Source organism: Gluconacetobacter aggeris, assembly GCF_014174395.1.
GTDB lineage: Bacteria > Pseudomonadota > Alphaproteobacteria > Acetobacterales > Acetobacteraceae > Gluconacetobacter > Gluconacetobacter aggeris.
The window spans coordinates 260,106-281,342 of record NZ_JABEQD010000003.1 but is presented as its reverse complement, the minus strand read 5'-3'; the positions used below and the strand labels follow the sequence as shown (position 1 = coordinate 281,342).

At 61.3% G+C, this 21,237-nt stretch carries 15 protein-coding genes; 10 read left to right on the top strand and 5 right to left on the bottom strand.

The genetic code is table 11. The annotated features are described in order from the left end of the window. Nucleotides 1-132 precede the first annotated feature (132 nt). The 4 genes from HLH36_RS06330 to HLH36_RS06315 form a co-directional block, all read right to left on the bottom strand. Nucleotides 133-663, bottom strand: a complete 531-nt coding sequence (locus tag HLH36_RS06330; protein WP_246376507.1) for a hypothetical protein — start codon at nt 661-663, stop codon at nt 133-135. 493 nt (nt 664-1,156) lie between these two features. Then, a complete protein-coding gene (locus HLH36_RS06325; RefSeq protein WP_182985585.1) occupies nt 1,157-1,747 on the bottom strand; it encodes a polysaccharide biosynthesis/export family protein in 591 nt (196 codons plus the stop codon). Nucleotides 1,748-1,792: 45 nt separating this feature from the next. Continuing rightward, nucleotides 1,793-3,109, bottom strand: a complete 1,317-nt coding sequence (locus tag HLH36_RS06320; protein ID WP_182985584.1) for an outer membrane beta-barrel protein — start codon at nt 3,107-3,109, stop codon at nt 1,793-1,795. Between the two features lie 53 nt (nt 3,110-3,162). Further along, nucleotides 3,163-4,656 carry an O-antigen ligase family protein gene (locus HLH36_RS06315; RefSeq protein WP_182985583.1) on the bottom strand — a complete coding sequence of 498 codons (1,494 nt, stop codon included), beginning with the start codon at nt 4,654-4,656 and terminating at the stop codon, nt 3,163-3,165. Nucleotides 4,657-4,739: 83 nt separating this feature from the next. On the opposite strand from HLH36_RS06315, the gene HLH36_RS06310 reads away from it, so the two are divergent. Further along, entirely contained in the window at nt 4,740-5,756 is a 1,017-nt protein-coding gene (locus HLH36_RS06310; RefSeq protein ID WP_182985582.1) for a glycoside hydrolase family 16 protein, read from the top strand. A gap of 19 nt (nt 5,757-5,775) precedes the next feature. Continuing rightward, entirely contained in the window at nt 5,776-6,651 is an 876-nt protein-coding gene (locus HLH36_RS06305) for a glycosyltransferase family 2 protein (RefSeq protein ID WP_182985581.1), read from the top strand. 338 nt (nt 6,652-6,989) lie between these two features. Here the strand turns inward: HLH36_RS06305 and HLH36_RS06300 are convergent, their stop codons facing one another. Next, complete coding sequence (locus HLH36_RS06300) at nt 6,990-8,939, bottom strand: AfsR/SARP family transcriptional regulator (protein WP_182985580.1); 1,950 nt, start codon at nt 8,937-8,939, stop codon at nt 6,990-6,992. 1,071 nt (nt 8,940-10,010) lie between these two features. Between HLH36_RS06300 and HLH36_RS06295 the strand changes: the two genes are divergently transcribed. From HLH36_RS06295 to HLH36_RS06260, 8 genes are all read left to right on the top strand, one after another. Beyond that, nucleotides 10,011-10,718 (top strand): sugar transferase, encoded by a 708-nt coding sequence (locus HLH36_RS06295; RefSeq protein WP_246376506.1) that lies wholly within the window; start codon nt 10,011-10,013, stop codon nt 10,716-10,718. Nucleotides 10,719-10,726: 8 nt separating this feature from the next. Further along, nucleotides 10,727-12,958 carry a GumC family protein gene (locus tag HLH36_RS06290; RefSeq protein WP_182985578.1) on the top strand — a complete coding sequence of 744 codons (2,232 nt, stop codon included), beginning with the start codon at nt 10,727-10,729 and terminating at the stop codon, nt 12,956-12,958. After that, nucleotides 12,945-14,093 (top strand): glycosyltransferase family 4 protein, encoded by a 1,149-nt coding sequence (locus tag HLH36_RS06285; RefSeq protein ID WP_182985577.1) that lies wholly within the window; start codon nt 12,945-12,947, stop codon nt 14,091-14,093. The genes HLH36_RS06290 and HLH36_RS06285 overlap by 14 nt, the downstream gene beginning before the upstream one ends. 155 nt (nt 14,094-14,248) lie before the next feature. Further along, nucleotides 14,249-15,388 carry a glycosyltransferase gene (locus HLH36_RS06280; RefSeq protein ID WP_338030400.1) on the top strand — a complete coding sequence of 380 codons (1,140 nt, stop codon included), beginning with the start codon at nt 14,249-14,251 and terminating at the stop codon, nt 15,386-15,388. After that, entirely contained in the window at nt 15,385-16,599 is a 1,215-nt protein-coding gene (locus tag HLH36_RS06275; RefSeq protein WP_182965128.1) for a glycosyltransferase family 4 protein, read from the top strand. The genes HLH36_RS06280 and HLH36_RS06275 overlap by 4 nt, the downstream gene beginning before the upstream one ends. Then, nucleotides 16,587-18,170 carry a lipopolysaccharide biosynthesis protein gene (locus tag HLH36_RS06270; RefSeq protein WP_182985576.1) on the top strand — a complete coding sequence of 528 codons (1,584 nt, stop codon included), beginning with the start codon at nt 16,587-16,589 and terminating at the stop codon, nt 18,168-18,170. The genes HLH36_RS06275 and HLH36_RS06270 overlap by 13 nt, the downstream gene beginning before the upstream one ends. 200 nt (nt 18,171-18,370) lie before the next feature. After that, nucleotides 18,371-19,438: a glycosyltransferase family 8 protein gene (locus HLH36_RS06265; RefSeq protein ID WP_220792725.1), complete on the top strand. Its 1,068-nt coding sequence runs from the start codon at nt 18,371-18,373 to the stop codon at nt 19,436-19,438. Nucleotides 19,439-19,750: 312 nt separating this feature from the next. Next, nucleotides 19,751-21,214, top strand: a complete 1,464-nt coding sequence (locus HLH36_RS06260) for a mannose-1-phosphate guanylyltransferase/mannose-6-phosphate isomerase (protein ID WP_182985575.1) — start codon at nt 19,751-19,753, stop codon at nt 21,212-21,214. Nucleotides 21,215-21,237: the final 23 nt, after the last annotated feature.

The window sequence follows — 21,237 nt, the reverse complement described above, 5'->3', positions numbered from 1 at the left end:
AGCGTGCTGCCGTCCAGTCCGCATTGATAAGGACGGCGTATGGGATTCGACACGCGTGCGGAGACCGGCCGTCGTCGACCCCGGTCACGCATGATGAACATGACGATGTGGGGCGGGGGGGGGGATGCACCCCTATTTCGGTCGGATGACGGCGCGCGATTCCTGATTTTCGGTATCTACACTGATACGTTGGTAAACCGCCAGCGACAGGACGACGATCGTTGCCGTCACGAGAAGCCCAATGGGATAGAAAATCTGCTGGATATGTTCCCTGCTTACCTCGAAGACTGCCACCAGACCCTCGATGAAAACGGCGATGATGATCGTCGTGATGAATTTTGTGAGGCTCAGGCGCGCTTCGAGAGGCGAGACCTTGACGCGGCTTTGAATGACTTCCTCTTCCATGAAATATTTTGCCACGTCGAATACGGCGATGGCGATAACGACATAGCTGATGGCCAAAAGAAGGGCGTCGCGTCCTTCGTGCCAGGAAGTCAGCAGCGTAAACAGAAGGTTGAACAGACCGTAGAAGATGAGTCCCAGGGACAGGATCATCAGCATGACACTTGCTGTGCCGAAGGCAGCGCGGGAAACTTTCTTTAATGTGCCTTCGTAAGTGATCGACATTTCCTGACCCGGCCTTGTTGGGATGATCTGCATCATCGTACTCATGATGAATCGACGGCTGGATGTTAACCGCTTCTTCCTGGTCGTTTCCGCTGGTCTTCACATGTGGGAGGCGCACCCTGCACGCGCCAGACTTCAACGCCGCATATGGCCGACGGTTCGACCTTGCATGCATCGGGGGCGTTGGGCGCCACCGGGCGGACACGCGTGGCGCGCCGCTGGTCCTGCCGGTGTGGCCGCCAGGCCGACCCGGCGCCCGAGACCTATCGGGCGCGCTGCACCGGGCGCTGCGTACACCGCCCGATTTCGGGTGGGGTCGGCCATAATCTGCCGCAGGAGGCGCCAGTTTCCTTCGCGGATGCCATTCGTGCGGTTGGGTCATGGCAATGCGTACGGCATTCGAAAGGATCATGCGCTGCCAGGCATGGTCTCCGGGGCCGGGGTACGGCCAGAGCCTGGAGCCCGGAATCTTCCGCCATGCGAGAGGAAGGATTCTGGCGTTCCAGGGCCTGTTGTCACCGATGGTGCATTAGAAGTGTCGTTCGTAAACCTTGATGACATCATCAGGCTTTACGTAATCCTGCGGTTCGATGCGGCCGACCACCGCGCCGCCTGGCTCCTGACGGACGACATAGGCGTAGTCCTGGAACGCGCGGTAGGAGAACCCTCCGGCGGCCGCTACGGCCTTCAGCATGGTCATGCCGGGCTGATAGGCGAACTGTCCGCCATGTTCGACCTCGCCGATGACTGAAACCGGGCGGTATTCCACGACCTGCACGGTCACCTTCGCGTTGCTGAGAATATGCTGGTCCTTGAGCGTGGTGGCGACACGCTGGCCAAGCTCCCCGGCTGTCAGCCCCTCGGCCTTGACCATGCCGATCAGCGGAAAGGCGATGCTTCCGTCGACGGGCACGCGTGCGTCGGTCTGGAACTGATTTTCGCCGAACGTCGAGATATTGATCCGGTCGCCGACGCCGATCGTGTAGCTCGCCGGATCATACCGGGGGATTGGTGTCAGGTCACTTCCAGGCGCGCACCCGGCGAGCCATGCCCCCGTGAGCATGAGCGGGAAGCCGAGTCTTGCGGTACGAACACCAAAAGTATGACGGAGCGACGACATGTCGGAACTTCCCTGCTGAGGTTGGTTGGTAATGATCGTGTCAGGTCACAGATTCAGGTCCACCCGTATCATGACGGTGTTGACGGTAAATTTTCCTGTCGTGCCCAGGACGTTCTGGTTGGAGATTGTGTAGTCGAGGTTCAGGCTGAGGTGTCGGCTGATGAGCCATTGAGCCGAAAGCCCCCCACCGAAGATGGTCTGGCTACCGCCGGACTGGGTCAGGATGCTGCCGACAAGGTGTGTCGGCGTGTTCTGGTATTCTCCTTTCTGAAAAGTGAAATACCCGGACAGGAGGACGTCGCGCCGGTATTGGTGGGTGAGGCCGAGCTGCACGTTTGTGTAGGTAAAGCCGGCCACGTTTTCGAAGGCGCTGTCCTCGATCCCGTGCTGGACGTCCAACTGGAGGCGTGTCAGGCGGGTGGGGGCCCACCTTGCCTGGGCTTCCACGATCGGCGTGGCATAATCGGGATAGGCGGCATTGCGGTAGAAGCGGCGCTGATATCCGGCCATGACGCGCAGGTCGACCAGGTGGACGGCGTTGTAATCGATTCCCGCCAGGAGCGCCAACCCGTTGGAATCGCGGCCCGGATAGCCGGCGAGCCCATGCGTATAGCGGATTTCGGTTCCGCGCAGCATGACCAGCGCGCTGGCTGCTTCCGTCCAGCGGTAACGGCCCGTGAGGCTTTCGACGATCACTGCCCGATTCCGATAGGTCTGGGGAACGGCAATGCCGATTGCCGAGGGGAGGCGGGCGCTTTGATCGAACGCGAAATTCGTAATGTTCGCCTCCGGAATCAGGGAAAAGCGTCCATCGCGTGCCATCGTATAGCTCAGCGCTGCTCGGTCGACCCGGTATTTGACGGGTTGGATCGTCGCGAAGCTGCCGATCGTGTTGGGTACTTGGACCAGGCTGAGATGGGAATAGTCGAAGCCCAGCCTGTCATTGGCGATATCGTGGTATCCGCCGATCGCCGCCGTCCAGGTCGTCTGGTTCTGGGACCCCTGGCTGGGATAACGGAGGTCGGAGACCGAGGCGTTGGTATAGAGACGGTCCGCCGACCAGTCCGACGTCAGGCCGATCTGCGCCATGGTCGATATGATCGCGCTCTGCACGCCGCCCGGCAGACGATTGGCATTGTCGATGTAGCCGACGCCCTCGTTCAGGTTTCCATTCAGCTTGAACCCGCCGAGATGCAGCCCCTGCGGCTGGAATTCCCTGCTGAGCCGGAGCTGTTCCTCATCGACCCAGATTTCGCCGACACCCCGCCCGATCTCGGGAAAATACTGGCTCAGCACCTGTGCGGACGCATGAGCAGGAAAGAACGGCGCGGCGCAGGCGAAGGCGCCCACAAGACGGTACATGCCCGTTCTGCGCGCTGATCGGCCTGGCCCGTGCGTGACGGGAAATCGTATTGTCACGGTGTGATCACCCACGAGTGCTGGAGGGGGCGGTCCCGCATGTCTGTCCCGCTTTCGGACTGACGTCGTGCGGCCGGAGGAAAAAGGCGTGCGGATGCCTTGCTTGCCTGCGTGCTCTCCGCCCGGGCGACGCCGGCAATCAGCAATGCAAGAAAGACGTAGAAAGTGGCCGAGGTGATCGTCGGGCCGGAGAGGCATGCGGAGACCAGGTAGCTCACGACGATCGCGCTGGCCCCGTTCACAAGCTGGATGTCGGGCAGTTTGCGATCCATCTTTCCCAACGACCTGACACGCGACACAAGGCGCCATCCAAACCATAGGAGGCCAAGCATGCCTGGGATGCCGATTGCCGCCAGCAGGCCGGGAATGAGGCTGGACGAACGGTTGCTGCCCCAGCCGACGCCGAATCCGAACGTGTCTATTGCCGCCTGCAGGCTGTCGAGATCGGTAGAGCTGCGCTCGTTATAGGATTCACTGCCCTGCTTGTTCGTCACGCTGTCGAAGATCGTGCCGAGACTGGTCAGGAGGTCGGGGACCATGACGGTCACGAGGACTGCCAGCAGGACACTGAAGAGCAGGAATTGGATGGCCCGCCGCCGGATGATGGGCAGGAATCGTTTCGCATGGATTGTGAGACCCATGACGACCACGATCAGAGCCCCGATTCCCAGGGAGACAATCCCGGTCGCTGATGTGGAAAGCAGAACGCCGGCAATGGCGACGGCCAAAGTAATTCTGACCAGTGTGCCCGGAAAATCATTGAGGATCAGCCATCCTGAACAGAAGGCGCCAGCCGCCATGTAGCCGCCAAACGCGGATGGCTCGGAGAAAGTTGCATTGATCCGTGGAAGAGAACCGATGGTTTGTTCTGTAAGGATAGACCATCCGGGGTTCGAATAGAGTATGTCGGAGGGGAACGGAACATGCGCGACATGACTGGCGAACTGCCAGACGCCGAAGCCGAAGGCGAGCAGGACGCTCGCAAAATAGGTGCGCAGGATGCCGACAGGATGAAAAGGATGCCCCGCCGGCCCTTGCCGCGTTGCATACAACGCGACCATGACGAAAAGAACGATGTTCAGAAGAAGGTAAAGATCCTGATTGAGGTTGGATGAGGTCGGGGCGAGGGGGGTAATGACGAAGGGGGGGGTAGATTTTTGCGGCCAGACATAGGCGCGCCCCTCAAAGAGCCGGGGGCTTAGCCAGGATGTCAGGAGTGCCCACCCCGCGATGCCGATCAGGGGAGCGGCGAGCGGCCAGACCCGCGCGCGGCCGGGATAGCGGGCACCGAGCAGGAATTGCATTCCTATATAGGCAATCATCGTCATGGCCGGCAATATACTCGGGGCGATGCCGAAGCCGCCGATCGTGATCGCGGCGCTGGCCTCGAAGATCCCCATGATGACCATGAGCTGGATAAGCCGGTCCGGACGGGTGGCCCATATAATGCATAGAGGAGCCAAGACCAGGAAGAAAAACGTGATGCCCACGAGACTCCCCTCCCGCCGCTTTTATGCGGCGTTATGTGTTGGACGCCCGAGCGTACCGGGATCGAAAAGATGGACGGAAGGCGTTGGATGTATTAATCATCGTCTACGTCCGAATGCAGATCAAGTTTCTTTTTAGGCGTGTATCTGCTTACTGGAAGCGGGACGGGGGACAACCTCCGGTCGGCGGCGACGTTGCCTCGCAAGAAACCGGCTTTGTCCAGGGAGGCACCATGACCAGGTCCATTCCAGCGATCATCGAAAGACTGAGGCAGCGTATCATCCCCGCCATGAGGGGCAGTTTTGTCATGTTGGGTATCGGCTGGGCTAGTCTCTGGGGGACCGCGTTCGGGGCTTCTCCAGGTGATATGATCGACCTCGATGGCCGTACTTTGCTCTTTGACGAGGAATTCGACCGTCTCAGCGTCTCGCCGCACGGTGCCGACACGGTTTGGAGTGCGCATACGCCTTGGGGGGGCGATTTCGGCGATGCCGCCTTCCGCGACAAGGAACCGGGTTTGCCGTTCAGCGTTCGGGACGGAATCCTTCGGATCGAGATGCGGAAGACGGCCGACGGCAAGTGGCAGTCGGGTCTTCTGTCATCCTCGCCTGGTTATGGCCGCGGCTTTACCGCGCCTTATGGCTATTTCGAGATGCGGGCACGTCTGCCCGCCGGGGATGGGGTGTGGCCCGCCTTCTGGCTTGACGAACTGACGCCGGCGGGGTCTGGAAAACATTCCCTGGAAGTCGACATCATCGAGCATTACGGTCGTTTTCCGGCAGCCTATAATACGACTGTCACGGAATGGAATCCGAAGAACAGCCATGAAAACCATTCCCAGATGCATATCCAGCCCGTGCCGAGCGGGAGCCTTTCGCAGGCATTCCACACTTACGGCGCGGAGGTGACGCCGCAATGGGTCATTTTCTATTTCGACCGTCGTGAGATCTGGCGTACGCCTGCGCCGTCGCGCCCGCTTGGGGGGCTCGATGTGCTCGTCGATCTGGGGCTGGGCGGCGGCTGGCCGATCGACAAGGCGCCTAGCCCGGCGATAATGGAAGTTGATTACGTCCGCGTTTATCAGAGCAGGAAGGCACCATGACGTTGCGGGGGGATGAGCGATGAAGATTGTCGTCGGTATTGCCACGGCCGGCCGGGCATCCGTCCTTGCCGAAACCCTTCATGATCTCAGATACCAGACCCGCCAGCCCGATGAAGTGGTGGTCTGCGCGCCGTCGGAAGAGGATATTCTGGGTGCCGCGGAGGCGTTTCCCGGGGTGCGCCTGATGACCGGCCCGCGCGGACTGACGCGGCAGCGCAATGCGATCATCGCCGCTGTTCCCGATGCTGAAATCGTGATGTTCTTCGATGACGATTTCCTTGCAGATGCGCATTATCTCGAGGCGGTCGAGACGCACATGGAAGCGAACGATCGTACGGTTGTCGTAACCGGGGCCGTTCTCGCCGATGGGATCAAGGGACCGGGCCTGGCTGTCGCCGAGGGTCGGGCCATTCTGGCGGCATGCGCGCAAGGGAACGACCCGGGGGCGCCCGAGACTGTCTTTACCGGATATGGCTGCAACATGGCGCTTCGTCTTGCGCCCATGCGGGCTTTCGGCCTTTCGTTCGACGAGCGTCTGCCGCTCTATGGATGGCAGGAAGATGTGGATCTGTCTCGTCGGCTTGCCGCCTACGGCGAAATATTGCTCCTGCCGGGCGCGCGAGGCGTTCATCTCGGCGTAAAGCGGGGGCGCAGTTCCGGGATCAAGCTGGGATATTCGCAGGTTGCCAATCCGCTTTATATCGCGGCAAAGGGGGAGGGATATCCCCGCACCCGCGCCTGGGAGCATATTATCCGCAATCTGCTCTCCAACATCGCGAAGGCTCTGCATCCCGAACCCTATATAGACAGACGTGGCCGCCTCGTGGGAAATATGCTTGCCTTCTTCGATCTCGTGCGCGGACGGATGACGCCGGAGCGGGCAGCAACCTTATGATATACAATTTCCTTTGACACGTTTATTTCCGGGATGGCCGCGCACAAGCATGATCCAGACAATTCTTGCCGCCATTGGCGCCTATATTGCGCTCAGTTTCCCGATTGCCCTGTTGATCGGCCGCTGGATCAGGATTTCACGGAGGAAATGACAGCGGATCGAAGATACTTCTTTTCAGGCCGCTGACGGAGCCTGGGCCGCCGACGATCGGGCGCGGATGTCCTGGGCTTTGTGCGGCCAGTTTCCCGTCGTTCGACGTCTCGACAGGGGAGTACCATGCCGGACATGAAACTGGGCGAGCCGCTCGCCGGCAGGCCGGTCTTGCGAGCGGCCCCCCGTCATTCCGGAAGGCCTGTCAGGCGCAGCGCGGCTGCGAGTTTCGCGCGGGCTCCGGCGGGCAAGTAGGGATGGGCCGCCATGACGCGCCGGATGGTGAGGGTGGGGTCGAGTGCGGAAAGCCGGGCCAGGATGTCGGCGCGTTCGGTGCTATTCTCCTCGGTGGTGAGTGCCACGAGATGATATACGAGGGCCGATGGAAGCTGTGGATAGAGGGCAGCGACCATCCGCCCGATCTTGCTGGCTTCCTTGGGCAGATCGACCAGGAACAGATAGAGCGCCGCGCAGGGGTCCATCGCCACGCTGAGCGGCTGGGCATTTCCCGATATGCGATAATGGCTCAGAATCTTGCGGGCCGTTTCCTGCTGGCCATTGACCAGGGCCAGCAGGGCCTGGAGTGTCCGGTATGGGGCGAACCAGGCCTGATCGGGGCCTTCGTTGGTGATCCTGAATGCGGATAGAAGCGCGTCGGCCGTATCCGCGTAGCCGGGAATATGACAATAGACGAAAGCGAGCAGGAAATTGCGGCTGATATTGTGCTGTGAAAGACTGGCCGCCTGCTGCGCGGCTGCCAGGGCACGTGCCACCCCTGCCGGGTAGTCGCCCTGGAGAAACGCGCCGGCGCGTGTCATCTCCATTACGGCGCGCGCGCAGGCGACGAGCGGCAGGGTCGGACCCAGCCATTCCGCGAATTTGAGAAGGGTTTCAGCTTCGTGTAATGCGTGCTGGTTGGCTTGCAGCAGCGTGACCAGCGCCCGGGCTGCCAGTTGATCCGGGGCCAGGGTCTGAACACTGCGCTTGAGGAGGGCCCTGGCATGGCGGAGGATGCTAGCCCATTGCGCCGACAATACGGCCCGGGCGAGCAGGGGGACGGCGAGGCCGGGCTTCTGTCTGGTGCCTGGGGGCAAGGCAGCCCGCACTGTCCAGATCATCTCGCCGCCATTCTGCACGTCGATCAGCCGCAGCAACAGAACGGAATATTCCTGCGGGCCTTCGGCACCGGAATGCAGGATGCCCGAGCACAGAAAATCGATGTTCTTGCTTCGAAGGTTCTCGATCCAGTCAGCCACGGCATGCGTGCCTTCGGGGGAGGGGCGCGGGATGACAAGCGTAAAGGCATCGGACCCGACGAACAGCACGTTGAGTTGGCTCCCGAGTTCGTCCGCCAGTGCCGTCAAGGACGGCTCTTTCGTTTCAATCGGCATAAGGGCAAGGCTGAGGGAGCGTGCTGTGTACGACGGGGCGGGGGGCGCAGCTTCGCCTTCCGCGGTCTGCGGGTGTGAGCCGCTCTCGGGTGGATCGGACAGGCGGCGCAAGGTTTCGAGTGCCGGAGCCGCCTCCTTCCAGGGGAAATGGCTGGAAGGCAGCGGGGAATTGGGCGGTGGATGGAACTGGCCCGTCTGTGCGTTCGGCGCAGGGGCGCCGGAAGCGCTTTCGATGGGCGGGGGACCTTTCCAGCCGAATGATGATATGGGGGAGAGGATGCTGCCAGGATCGTTCGGAGGCGCCTGTTCGGATTTCATGAGGCGCTGGATGTGACGGGAAAACCGTGCGCGCTGGGTCTGAAGCCAGAGGTCGAAGGCCGGGTCGATACCGTTCAGATCCGGAAACAAGATTTCCTCCGGTTCGACTGTGTGGTCCAGCGCATCCAGGCAGCCGGCGTAGATTTCTTCGACATCGACCGATGTCAGGTCTGGTTTGAGCGTCAATGTATGGCGCCCGATGTCGATAATCTCGGTGCCGAAAGGCTGAAGCACGTCGAGCAGGCGATGGATCTCCTGCCGCAGGGAGGCGCGTGCGAGGTCGGTCGGACGTTTGCTCCACAGAAGTTCGGTCAGGCGTTGACGCATGACGGGCTTGCGGTTGGACAGGGCGAGAATGGCCAGCAATCCGCGTGTTCTTCGGGCGCCGGCGGGAAGGACGTTCTTTCCCGTGGCGGTCGTGGCGACCATCTGGCCGATCAGTCGAATATTTAGGATGTTTGCCCCCGGCCCCGGCACGTCACGCTAACTCCCCGCTCGTGATGGGCAGCGTGTGTCGCCAATTCGTATCCCGATCGGATACGAAAAACGAACGGTCGTCGTTCCGGCTTCCTTCTTGTGCGCGAGGATCAGAATGAGGCTGTGCTCCGGGGGCAGGACTAACGCATACGTTCCGTGTCCCGGAGCGTCTCCGGATCGGTCGGGAGTGGCATTGGGACCGTGGAGAAGAGAACGACCTTCCAACTGTTCGATTGTCATATATGCGCCGGCGGGTTCTGTACCCGTCAAGTAACAATAGCGTTATAAAGGCATCTGCCGGATCGGCCCGGTGCGGTCCCAGGGATGCCGACATCGACGGTCCGGTATGAATTCCCGGCGTCTTTTCAAGCTTGTCGTCCCGCATCGCTTTCTTCCCTGTTTTAGCGTTGTTCCTACTTCCTGCATCGTTTCACGATCAGTCCTGCGTGAGGCCATACTCCTTGACCAAGGAAAAGAATCACGACGCTTTATTGCCGTGCGCATCCGTTCGCTGCCCGGCACGAAGAACAACACCGGACGGGAGAGGAAGACACCGCAAGAAATAAACGCGCGGCAACATAAGAAGTACGAAGATCTATCGTTCCACGGAGCAGCAAAATATTACGTTAAAAATGGCCAATTTATGCGTTAAATCGCTTTCTCCGCCTGACGACGATTTTTTATGTCTAAAACGAATGGTCACAATTATGTGATCGTTATTTTATGCAACCTGGAAAGGCGGCAAAGCTGACCTGACGAAGAAATGTAAGAATTTCAACGAACAATCTATATTTTAACATGTAAATAACGATAGGTTTGGATGATAAATACTTTCGTCAATGATTAAAAACACATTATTTGCTTCTTTTATTATTGCGCCGTGCTCGTCTGCACAGGCAACGTTCCGATCATATCAGGGAGGTAGCAATCGGATCGGGATCATGCCGCTTCAACTTGCCTGTCAGCTTCCTTCTTCGCAGATGACGAGGTGCTAGTATGTCTGGTCTGCATCAAGAAAAATTCATGGGGACCGCCTTTATCGCCGCGGAGGACGCGACGGTTGTTGTTCCCTATGCCGGGCTTATCGGCGGGCAAGTCGCCAGGCCCGAAAACGCCGCGGCCATCCGCGATCCGCGCAAACGCATGCTGGATGTCGTGGTCGCCGGGACGATGCTGTTCTTCTCGTTGCCTGTCATGCTGGTGATCGCCGTGCTGGTTCGTCGTGACGGCGGAGCGGCCTTGTTCGGTCATAGCCGGATCGGGGAGAACGGGCGAAGCTTCCGCTGCCTCAAGTTCAGGAGCATGGTTTCCAACGCGGACCAGGTCCTGAAGGATCTTCTGGAGCGGGACGAGGCCGCACGCCAGGAGTGGGTAGAGACCCAGAAGCTGCGTCGCGATCCACGCATTACGCCCCTGGGCCGCTTTCTGCGCGCGACAAGCCTGGACGAGCTGCCGCAGTTGCTGAACATCCTGCGCGGTGACATGAGCCTGGTCGGGCCGCGCCCGATCATCCAGGCCGAGGTCGAGCGCTATGGCGACAATATCACCTATTATTATGCGACCCGACCGGGCCTGACGGGGCTCTGGCAGGTCAGCGGGCGCAGCAATACCAGCTACGCACGGCGTGTGGCGCTGGATAGTGCCTATGTCCGCCACTGGACGTTCTGGAAGGACGTCGTGATTCTCCTGAAAACGATTCCCGCCGTGCTGCGGCACGACGGTGCGCAATAGGTCCCGCCATGACAATGCTGTCCGTCCGCGACGAATCATTCGTCGGTCCGCCGCCCATGCCGCTTGCGGCAACGGCGGCGGAACATGTGCCGCTGGGAAACGCGCTGGTCATCGTTCGGCGTCGGAAATGGACCGTCCTGCTGATCACAGCCGGGCTGTTCATTCCCATGGCGGGCGTGATCCTCTCCATCCCGCGCTATTACGAAACCCAGTCCTCGCTCCTTGTCGATACGGGAAAGACGGAGTTCACCGATCTTCAGGCTCATGGCGGCGCCGTCAGCGGCGACACGCTCATGATTCACACTCAGACCGACATCCTCCTGTCGAGAGACATGGCTGGAAAGGTGGTCGACCGTATCGATCTCGTCCATCGGCCCGAGCTTCAGAAGATCATCTATCCGTCTGCGCCGTCACCCGGGCCGTGGGGGGTGATGGATGTTGTCCGTCACCGGTTGGGCCTCGATCCCGCGCCCCCCAAGCCGCTCTCGCGCACCGAGCAGCGCCAGGTTGCGATCGACTGGTTGCTGCGGCATGTGACGGTCGGGAATGACGGCCGCTCGTACACGATCGCGGTCAGCGCCAAGACGAACGATGCGGCGTTGAGTGCGAGGATCGCGAATGCGTACGCCGCCACCTATCTGGACTTCATGCGCGATCTCAAGATCACGACTGTTGCCCATGCCCATGAGTGGCTGAACGAGCAGATCGGCGCGCTTCAGTCGCGAGTGGCCGAGGCGGAAGGGCGCGTCGAAGAGTTTCGCCGGGCGCATGGCCTGGTCCTGAGTCAGGAGGTTTCCCGCGATGGGGACCAGACGACGCTGACGGGCCGCCGGATGAGCCGCGTCGACATCGCGCTGACGGAAGCCTCCAACAAGCTCGCCGAGCAGCAGAGCATCTATGACCAGGTGCAGGCAGCGCGGCGCGGCGGATCGCTGGGGGCGTTGCCCGCGGTGGTGGCGTCGCCGCTCGTCCAGCAGATTTCGGGCGAACTCGCGCAACTGGAAAAGCAGAGGGCTGATCTGCAGACGACGGATATGTCGGAAAGCCCGCGTCTGCGCCAGCTTAATTCCGCGATCGCGGGGCTTCGTGCCCAGCTTGGAGCGGAGGAGAGCCATATTGCCGGCAGCCTGCGCGCGCAGCTCGAGGCGACGCGTGCGGAGGTCGCGACGCTGGAGGCGCGGGTGCGTGATCTCAAGGGCGCTGTCGCGGGTGAGAACGTGGCCGAGGTGCAACTGCGTCAGCTCGTCAGCGAGGCGGAGGCGGCGCAGGCTGTCTATCGCGACTACCTGACCCGGTTTGAGCAGACATCCGCCCAGGCGGCGATGCAGGAGCCGGATGCCGTACTCATCTCTTACGCGCAGGCGCCTCTCGCCCCGTCGGGTCCGCATCGGGGACAATTGATCGGCGCGGCCGGCCTCCTTTCGCTCGCGGTTGGCTGCTTCGGCACAATCCTGCTCGAGCGGCTGAGACCCGGCGTGCGCACGCTGGAGCAGCTTGAACAGAGGACGACATTGTTTCCACTCGGTGTCGTTCCCTTCGCGGGGCGCGAGCGCCGGCCTCTGCTGGAATACAGGACATCGTCCTATACGCTTTCGGTCGATCATATCTGCAACATGCTGCGTCATGGCGACGAGCGGTTTCGCGCGCAGGTCGTGCTGGTGACGTCCGCACTGCCGGGAGAGGGCAAGACGTTCCTTTCCGTCGCCCTCGCCGCGAGCACGGCGCGCAGCCAGGCGCGGGCGCTTATCATCGATGCGGATATCCGCCGCAACCAGGTCGGCCTGTCGATCCGTCCCACCTTCCGGCCCCCCCAGGGCGAAGGCTCGGGCGCGTCCCGGCTGCCGGGGCTTACGCGGGACATCATGCAGAATGTCGACCTGATCACGCTGCGGGGCACGCGCTCCAACGGGAGTGGGCGGTATCTGCTCGACCTGAAGCAGCTTGCGGCGATCATCGCGGAAGCGCGGACGCTCTACGATCTGATCCTGATCGACATGCCGCCCGTCCTGGTCATTCCGGATGCCGCATCTGCCGGACGATTGGTGGATGGCGCGGTCATCGCCGTGCGGTGGCAGCGGACCGAGATGGACGCCGTGCTGACGACCATGCGGCGGCTTCACGCGTGCGGTGTGCGCGTGCTGGGTGGGATTCTGACCCAGGCGGACATGAACGACCTCGGGCGGGACAGCAGCATGCATGCCTATCTGGCGCAGGATCTGCACGGCTATGACAACGCATGAGGCGCGGGAACTCCCCGTTTATCTGAACGGCCGTTTCCTGAAGCAGACGCTGAGCGGCGTTCAGCGTTTCGCGACCGAAATTTCCGCCGGGCTTGTGCGGCAGGGGGTGATTTCGGAAATCGTCGTCCCGCCTTCCGGCAAGGAGGGCGGGGGGCGGGAGGGGGGCCGTTTCGGGAATGTCCGGATCAGGACATTCGGCGTCGGAGGAGGGCATCTGTGGGAGCAGGCCGTGCTTCCCTGGGCGACGTCCGGCGGTCTTCTGGTCAATCTTGGCAATACCGCCCCGCTTCTGGCGCGCCGGCAGATCGTCGTGATCCATGATTGCGGCTGGGCGAGCGTGCCGGAGGCCTATTCCGCACGCTTCCGGACGATTTACCGCGTGATGCAGGCCGGGCTGGTTGCGAGGGGGGTGAGGATCGTCACGGTGTCGGAATTCGCCCGGGGCGAGATCATGCACCATCTGGGTGCGCGGGAGGAGCAGGTTTCCGTCATTCCGGAGGGGGGGGACCATGTCCGGGCCGTTCCGGCCGACGCCACGGTTCTGGCCATGAATGATCTGGTACCCGGGCGCTATGTGCTCGTGGTCGGCAATCTTGTTGCGCACAAGAATCTGCGTGTTCTCGCGAAGCTCGGCGAGGCGCTGGCGGCACGCGGCCTGGTGCTTGCCATTGTGGGGGCACGACGGGACGGGATCTTCCAGCAGCAGGGTGGTGAGGATATGCCACGGGTCGCCCGCTATCTGGGCCGGGTATCCGACGGCGCCCTGCGCGCGCTGTACGAGCATGCCGCCTGCTTTGTGTTTCCTTCGCGCTACGAGGGGTTCGGGCTGCCGGCGGTGGAGGCGATGGCTTGCGCCTGTCCGGTCGTTGCGAGCGATATTCCGGTCCTGCGCGAAGTCTGCGGCGAGGCTGCGCTGTTCGCAGATCCGTTCTCCCAGGATGCTTTCGTGCGTCAGGTCATGCGTATCCTCGACGAGGACGGGTTGGCCGGACGGCTTCGCGACGCCGGGGCGGGGCGTCTGCTGCGCTACAATTGGGCGCAGGCCAGTGCCGCCATGGCCGGCATTATCGCTGCCGCATGGCACGCCGTTCCCACCCCTGTTCATCGTCCCTCCAGCATGGAGCCATCCAGATGATGCGCAATTCGCATGTCGTGCCGGCGCAGGAGGGGGGCGGACCGAAGGAACAGTCCCCCAGGATTGCCGTCATCCATGAGTGGCTGGAGAAGTATGCCGGATCGGAACGGGTTCTGGAACAGGTCCTGCTCTGCTATCCTTCGGCGGATGTCTTCGTGGTCGCGGATTTCATGTCGGAGAAGCAGAGGGGGTTTCTGAAGGGGCATATCGTCCGGACTTCCTTTATACAGAAACTTCCTTTTGCAAAACGTCATTTTCGCAAGTTCCTTGGCCTGATGCCGCTGGCTGTCGAGCAATTCGACCTGACCGGCTACGACCTCGTGATTTCCAGCCATCATGCGGTTGCGAAAGGGATCATTACCGGACCGGACCAGCTTCATGTCAGCTATGTCCATAGTCCGATGCGCTATGCGTGGGACCTTCAGGCGCGCTATCTGGAGGAACGAGGGCTGCGATGGGGGGCGATGGGTCTTTACACGCGGTGGCTTCTCCATCGGCTTCGGAACTGGGATGCGCGTTCGGCTTCCGGGGTGGATCTGTTTATTGCCAATTCGCGCTATATCGCCCGGCGCGTGCAGAAGGCCTGGCGCCGGGAGGCTCTGGTTCTCAATCCGCCCGTCGCCGTAGAGAAATTTCGTCTTTCGTCCGAGAGACAGGATTTCTATCTCGTCGTCTCGCGCTTCGTTCCTTACAAACGGATCGACCTGATCGCCGAGGCGTTCAGCAGGATGCCCGATCGCAGGCTCGTCATCATTGGGGAAGGTGAGGGCGATGCGGCGATCAGGGCGGCTGCTGCCGGTTGCGCGAATATCGAGATCCGCAAGCCCGTGCGGATCGACGAACTCGTTGCGCTGATGGGGAAGGCTCGTGCTTTCGTTTTTGCCGCAGCGGAGGATTTCGGCATCGTTATGGCCGAGGCGCAGGCCTGTGGCACGCCGGTCATCGCCTACGGCGTGGGGGGAGCCTGCGATATCGTGATCGGAGAAAATGAAACCGATCCCACCGGCGTGCTGTTTCCAGAACAGACGGCGGAGGCGATTGTCGCGGCCGTGCGGACGTTCGAGGAAAATCACCATCGTATCCGTGCCGAAACGTGTCGTGCCAACGCCATGCGTTTCTCGGAGGAGGCATTTCGTCGGCGTTTCATGGAAATCGTCGACGAAGCCATGGCCGCGCGCTCTTGTCAGCGGTCCGGCACGACCGACAGGATCGGGATCGTGCGGGATGCGGGGGATGGCATGGCGGATCGCTCGCGTGAGTCGCAGCATCACGGTATGAAAGATGAAGTGTTATGAATGCTTTTTATGAATACCGTAAAACGATCATTCATCTGTCGAAGCATTGCGGCCGTGCCAATGGCAACGTGCATGTTGCCGTTGACCTGGCGTGCGAGCAGGCCCGAGCCGGGCATAGCGTCTATTTCTGCAGCGGAGGCGGCACATTCGTCGAACTTCTGGAGAGCGAGGGCGTCCGCCACGTGATGCTGCCGCAAGACCAGAAGAAGCCTTTCGCGATGTTGCGCAGTGCGGTGGCGTTGACGCGGCTGTGTCGCGCCATTCGGGCGGATATCATCCATGCCCATATGATGGGTGGTGCCCTGATCGGCGCCATCGCGTCTCGTCTCGCTTCCGTTCCGCTGGTGACGACAGTTCACAATTCCTTCGATCGGCACTCGATCCTGATGCGCATGGGGGGCAGAATTGTCGCCGTCAGCGAGGCCGAGCGGCAGGCGCTTGTCAAGCGCGGGTTTCCGCCGGAGCGGACGCGCGTGGTGTGGAATGCGCCGGTCGGGTCCGCCAGGCATGATATGGTATCCATGAAGGGAGATGCCGGGATCGTGCCGACATTGCGTCATCCCAACATCACGCTGATCTGCGGTCTTCATGCACGCAAGGGAGTTGCCGACGTTATTGAAGCTGCTTCGCACCTTCTGCCGTCGATGCCTGAATGGACCGTCTATATCGCCGGGGAGGGCCCCGATCGGGCGGACCTGGAAGCGCGGGTCGCGGCGTGCGGCCTGTCGGAACGGGTCATCTTCCTGGGCTATGTGGATACTCCCCAACTGCTCTATAGTCAGGCGGATATCTTTGTCCTTGCGTCCTATGCCGATCCCGGTAGCCTGACGATTGGCGAGGCCCGTGCCGCCGGTTGCGCCATTGTCGCGACATCGGTCGGTGGAACGACCGAGATGCTGGAGTTCGGAGCGGCCGGGCGCCTGGTTCCTCCGGGGCAGCCTGGCATTCTTGCGCAGGCACTTGGCGAGATCATGCGCGATCCCGACCAGCGGGAGGCGATGAGACAAGCCGCGCGGCGGGGCGCCGAGATCTTCGATGCCAAGCGGTTGGTCCCGGATTATATGAATATCTACGAAGAAATCATTGTCAGGCGTCGGGCCGGGCAGGGATCGTCCCGTGGATCGTCTCGTGGCGTCCTTGTTTCGGAACATGACGCAGCCGTCAGCCCCCGTTCTGCGAGCGGACAGCAGGGGGATGCATGTCTGAGATAGCGAAGCCGGCCAATATCGGTGCGCGCGCGGCGACCGGCGCGGCGCTGATGGTTGGTGCCCGACTGGTGACGCGGTTCATTGATCTCGCAAGCATGTTGGTTCTGACGCGCATCCTGCTGCCGGCCGATTTCGGGCTGGTGGCGATCGCAGCAAGCTTGTGCGCCTTGATGGAATCAGTCCTGGAGCTGCCGATCAATCAGGCCTTGCTGCGTCTGCCGGTCATCGAGCGTGTGCATTACGATACGGCCTTCACCATCGGTCTGATCCGCGGTGCCGTCCTGATGGCCATCCTTATGGCCAGTGCGGTGCCTGCCGCGCATTTCTACAATGATGCGCGCCTGCTCCCGCTTATATGTGTTCTTGGGCTGAGTCCCTTCATGCGTGGTCTCGTGAGCCCGCGCATGGCGGCGTTCCAGAAGCAGCTCAGTTTCTGGCGCGACTTTGCCATCGAACTCTCCGGCAAGGGCATCAGCTTCGTCCTCGGGACGGTGATCGCGCTCCTTACGCACAGCTATTGGGCCATTGCGCTCAATACAGTGATGTATTCCGGCGCCATTATGATGCAGTCATACTGTTTTGCGCCGTACCGGCCACGGCTGAGCCTGCGCGAGAGACATGTCTTTATAGACTTCGCCGGGTGGATAACGATGGCGCAGATCGTCAGCGCGCTCAACTGGCAGTTTGAACGCCTGCTGTTGGGCAAGGTGGTGAGCCGGGCCTCTCTCGGCCTGTTCGCGACCGCGGGCGACATCACCAACATTCCCTTCTTCGCGCTGTTCGGGCCGATGGCGCGCCCTCTTTTGGCGGCGTTCTCTCATCTGGGGGATGATAAGGAGCGACTGGCGGCCAGCTACCAGAAGGCATCCGCTGCCATGGCGACGATCGGGTTGCCGCTGCTGATTGGCGAAAGCCTGGTTGCGGACAGTACGGTCCGTGTCGTCGTTGGCCCGGCCTGGTCGGGGGCAGCTCCGATGGTCCGCTGGCTGGCCCTGAGCCTGACGCCCGCCGTGTTCACCCTCGCCACCCTGCCGCTGCTGATGGCGTTCGGTCGGACAAAGACTGTCCTGATGCGCAATCTTCTGGAATTTATCGTCAAATTCCCTCTGGTGATCATCGGCGTCCTGTGGGCGGGATTCTCGGGCGTTATCGCCGCGCGTTTCGTGTCGGAACTCGCCGCGGATATCTTCGGTCTTTTCCTGGTGCGTGGCCTGATCGGCCTTGGCGTCTGGCGGCAGATTCTGGAGTGGAAATTCAGCGTCGGGGCGTCCCTGTTCATGGTGCTCGCGGTCGAGATGCTGAAATGGCTGCTGCCGCCTGTCGATACGTTTGGACATGCCGCTGCTGACCTGGCCGCCTGCGGCATCGGTGGCGCGGTTGCATACACAGGTTCCCTTTTCATGTTCTGGTTCATGTCCGGTCGGCCTGATGGTATCGAGCGACTGGTCTTCGATCGTGGCTATCTGGCCTTGTTCGCGATAAGAGGAAAAATTATCGGCATCTTTCGTAAGCCCGTAACGTTTCCCGCCAACCGGATCGTCGTCGATTCCGTCTCGCAGGACTCCTTTCAGTGAAGGTCTACCGGACGTCGGACAGAAATCGCGTTCATGGACGTCGAAGGAACGGGAGCGCCCCATAACCGGGTTCGTTGAGCGATGCTTGCTTTATCCGGAGTATTGTCACAGCGTATTTCACGGGGTTGGCCGGCTATAGCGCATGTTATGTTATCGTTTCAGGGAATGCCTTGGGTGATCTCCTTCAGGAGTCTGAGTCTATGGGAACTGAAGAATCCGTGAAAATCGCAAAGAAGGCCGAGCGTGTGACAAAGAGCTGTGTCTGCTACACCACAGATATGTCCTATCTGTTCCCGAGTTTCGTCAGCGCGCTGCAGGCACGCCGGTTCACGCGGCGTGATCTGGCGGATATTGTCATTATTGCCTTTGGAATCGACACTGTTGCCGAAGCAATATTCGCCGAGGCTTGCGCGCGCGCCGATATCGTGTTCATGAGCCGAAGCGAGGCCGATATTCGGGGTGCCCCGGCCATGCTGGCGCGTCTGTTTCTGTCGGAGCTTCTTCCGCAGCAATATGATTATTTTCTGTACGTGGACGGCGATACCCAGATCCGCGGTCCGCTGGATGATCTGTTGCTGAAGCCCGTTCCGTATGGAATGTTCTACGGCGCTCCCGATCCGATGACATTTGCGCGGGACGATACGGACCGGCAGAGCCGCATCATTGCGGCGCATCTTGCATCGCTCGGTCTGTCGTCGGCCGATGCATGCCGGTATTTCAATTCCGGCGTGATCTATGCCGAGCGTTGGGGTTGGGCGCGCATTGGAGCGGAGGCATGGAGGATTTTCTCCAGCCAGCCAGTGGCGTCCCGTTTTCCCGATCAGGATGTTCTGAACCTCGTCGGCCTGCCGTATTGCCTTTCCATGTCGCTGTCGTGGAATTTTCCGGTCTTTATGAACAATGTCCGCGTATCTTCCATGATCAGCCCGCGGATCGTTCATTACATGGCACGCCCCAAGCCGTGGGAGGGCACGTTTCCGCCCTGGAATGCCGAAACCTCGGCGGTATATGGCGAGGTCGCGCGGGATTTTCCGCAAACGGCGCGATATTGGCGCAGGCTGAGACGCGCCACGTGGCTGCGCCATCACCTCCATCAGCGTTACAAGCGCGTGCATGCGCTGGTCACATGGGGACTCGGCGCGAAAAGGCAGCGTATCCTGGCTTATGAAAGCGGCTTGAAGCGGGATGAGGCTGTTCAGGGGCCGCCCGGTCGGGATGTGGGGGCGGTCCAGTCTGTGCTGAGGCCTTCCGTCGGGGCTTCTTTTTGAAGCCAGTGAGGAGACCGCCGGATGGTGGCGGAGGCTGGCTGCCATGCAGGGGCGGGGCGTATGGTCGGGTGAATCCATAACGAACGGGTTGCCATAATAAAGGCGAAACAAAGCTATTGAACGGTATGCCGTCGTCTCTGGCTGACACTCGGCATGGCATGTGTTACCTGCTATGTTACACGATTTCCTCGTGGTCCGGCCAGCATGGCCAGTTTGCCGGGAGATATTGCGGCGGCAGGTGCCGGAACCATGCGGCGAGCGGGGCCGGGGGCGACATGATTTTGCAGGCAAGTAGAGCAGAAGGACCATGCCATGTCTGACACCACTCTTCCGATGATTGGCGCCAAGGCTGCCAGCACGATCAGGATCGTGCCGGTCATTCTGTCCGGTGGAACAGGCAGCCGGCTGTGGCCGCTGTCGCGGGCCAGCTACCCGAAGCAGCTCTGGTCGCTGGTCGGCTCCCGGACGATGCTGCAGGAAACGGCCCGACGCGGGGTTGGCGCGATGTTCGACGCGCCGATCGTGATCTGCAACAACGACCATCGCTTCCTGATCGCCGAGCAACTGCGCGAGGCCGGGATCGAGAATGCGCGAATCGTGCTGGAGCCCGCGGGCCGCAACTCCGCGCCCGCCATCGCCGCGGCCGCCCTGCTGGCTGCTGAAAGCGACCCGGATGCCGTGCTGTGGATCATGGCCGCCGACGCCGTCATCACCCGGCCGGAAACGCTTGAACAGCTCCTGCCCGCCGCCGCTGCCGCCGCGCAGCGCGGCCATATCGTTGTCTTTGGCATGCAGCCGACGCGGCCGGAAACCGGGTATGGCTATATCGAGGCCGGCAAGCCGCTGTCGCGACTGCCTGAGGCCAGCATGGTTGCCGGCTTCATCGAGAAACCGGATGCGGCAACCGCCGCCGAACTGGTGGCGTCGGGCAAATATATGTGGAATTCGGGCATGTTCGTCTTTACCGCCCGCACGCTGCTCAAGGAAATGGAAACCCATGCCCCGGTGGTGCTGGCGCCGGTCCGGCAGGCTGTGGAGCGCCGCACCAGTGACCTGATCTTCCAGCGTCTCGACCCTGCCTCTTTCCTTTCGACGCCGGATATCTCCTTCGATTATGCCGTCATGGAGCATACCGACCAGGCCGCGGTCATTGCCGGCGATTTCGGGTGGACCGACATCGGCAGCTGGGATGCGCTGTGGGATATCGGCGAGAAAGATGCCGACGGCAATGTGACGCAGGGTCACGTCTGCCTGGAATCGGTCCATGGCAGCTATGTTCATTCGGACGAGATCCTGACCGCCGTTGTGGGCGTGGACGACGTCGTCGTGGTCGCGACCCGGGATGCCGTTCTGGTCACGCAGCGGAGCCGGGCGCAGGATGTCAAGAAGATCGTCGCCCGCCTGCAGGCCCAGGGCCGGAAGGAAGCCGAAGCCCATAATCGCTGCTATCGCCCGTGGGGATTCTACGAGAGCCTGATCCAGGACACGCGCTTCCAGGTGAAGCGCATCGTCGTGATGCCCGGCGAGAAACTGTCGCTGCAGAAGCATTACCATCGCGCCGAACATTGGGTCGTCGTCAGTGGTGTGGCATTGGTGACGCGCAACGCCGAGCAGATCACCGTCCATGAGAACGAGAGCATCTACCTGCCGCAGGAATGCACCCACCGGATGGAAAATCCGGGCAGGATTCCGCTGGTGCTGATCGAGATCCAGACCGGGTCCTATCTGGGCGAGGACGATATCGTCCGCTTCGAGGATACTTACAACCGGACCTGAGGATCGTCAGGCGATTGCAGAGG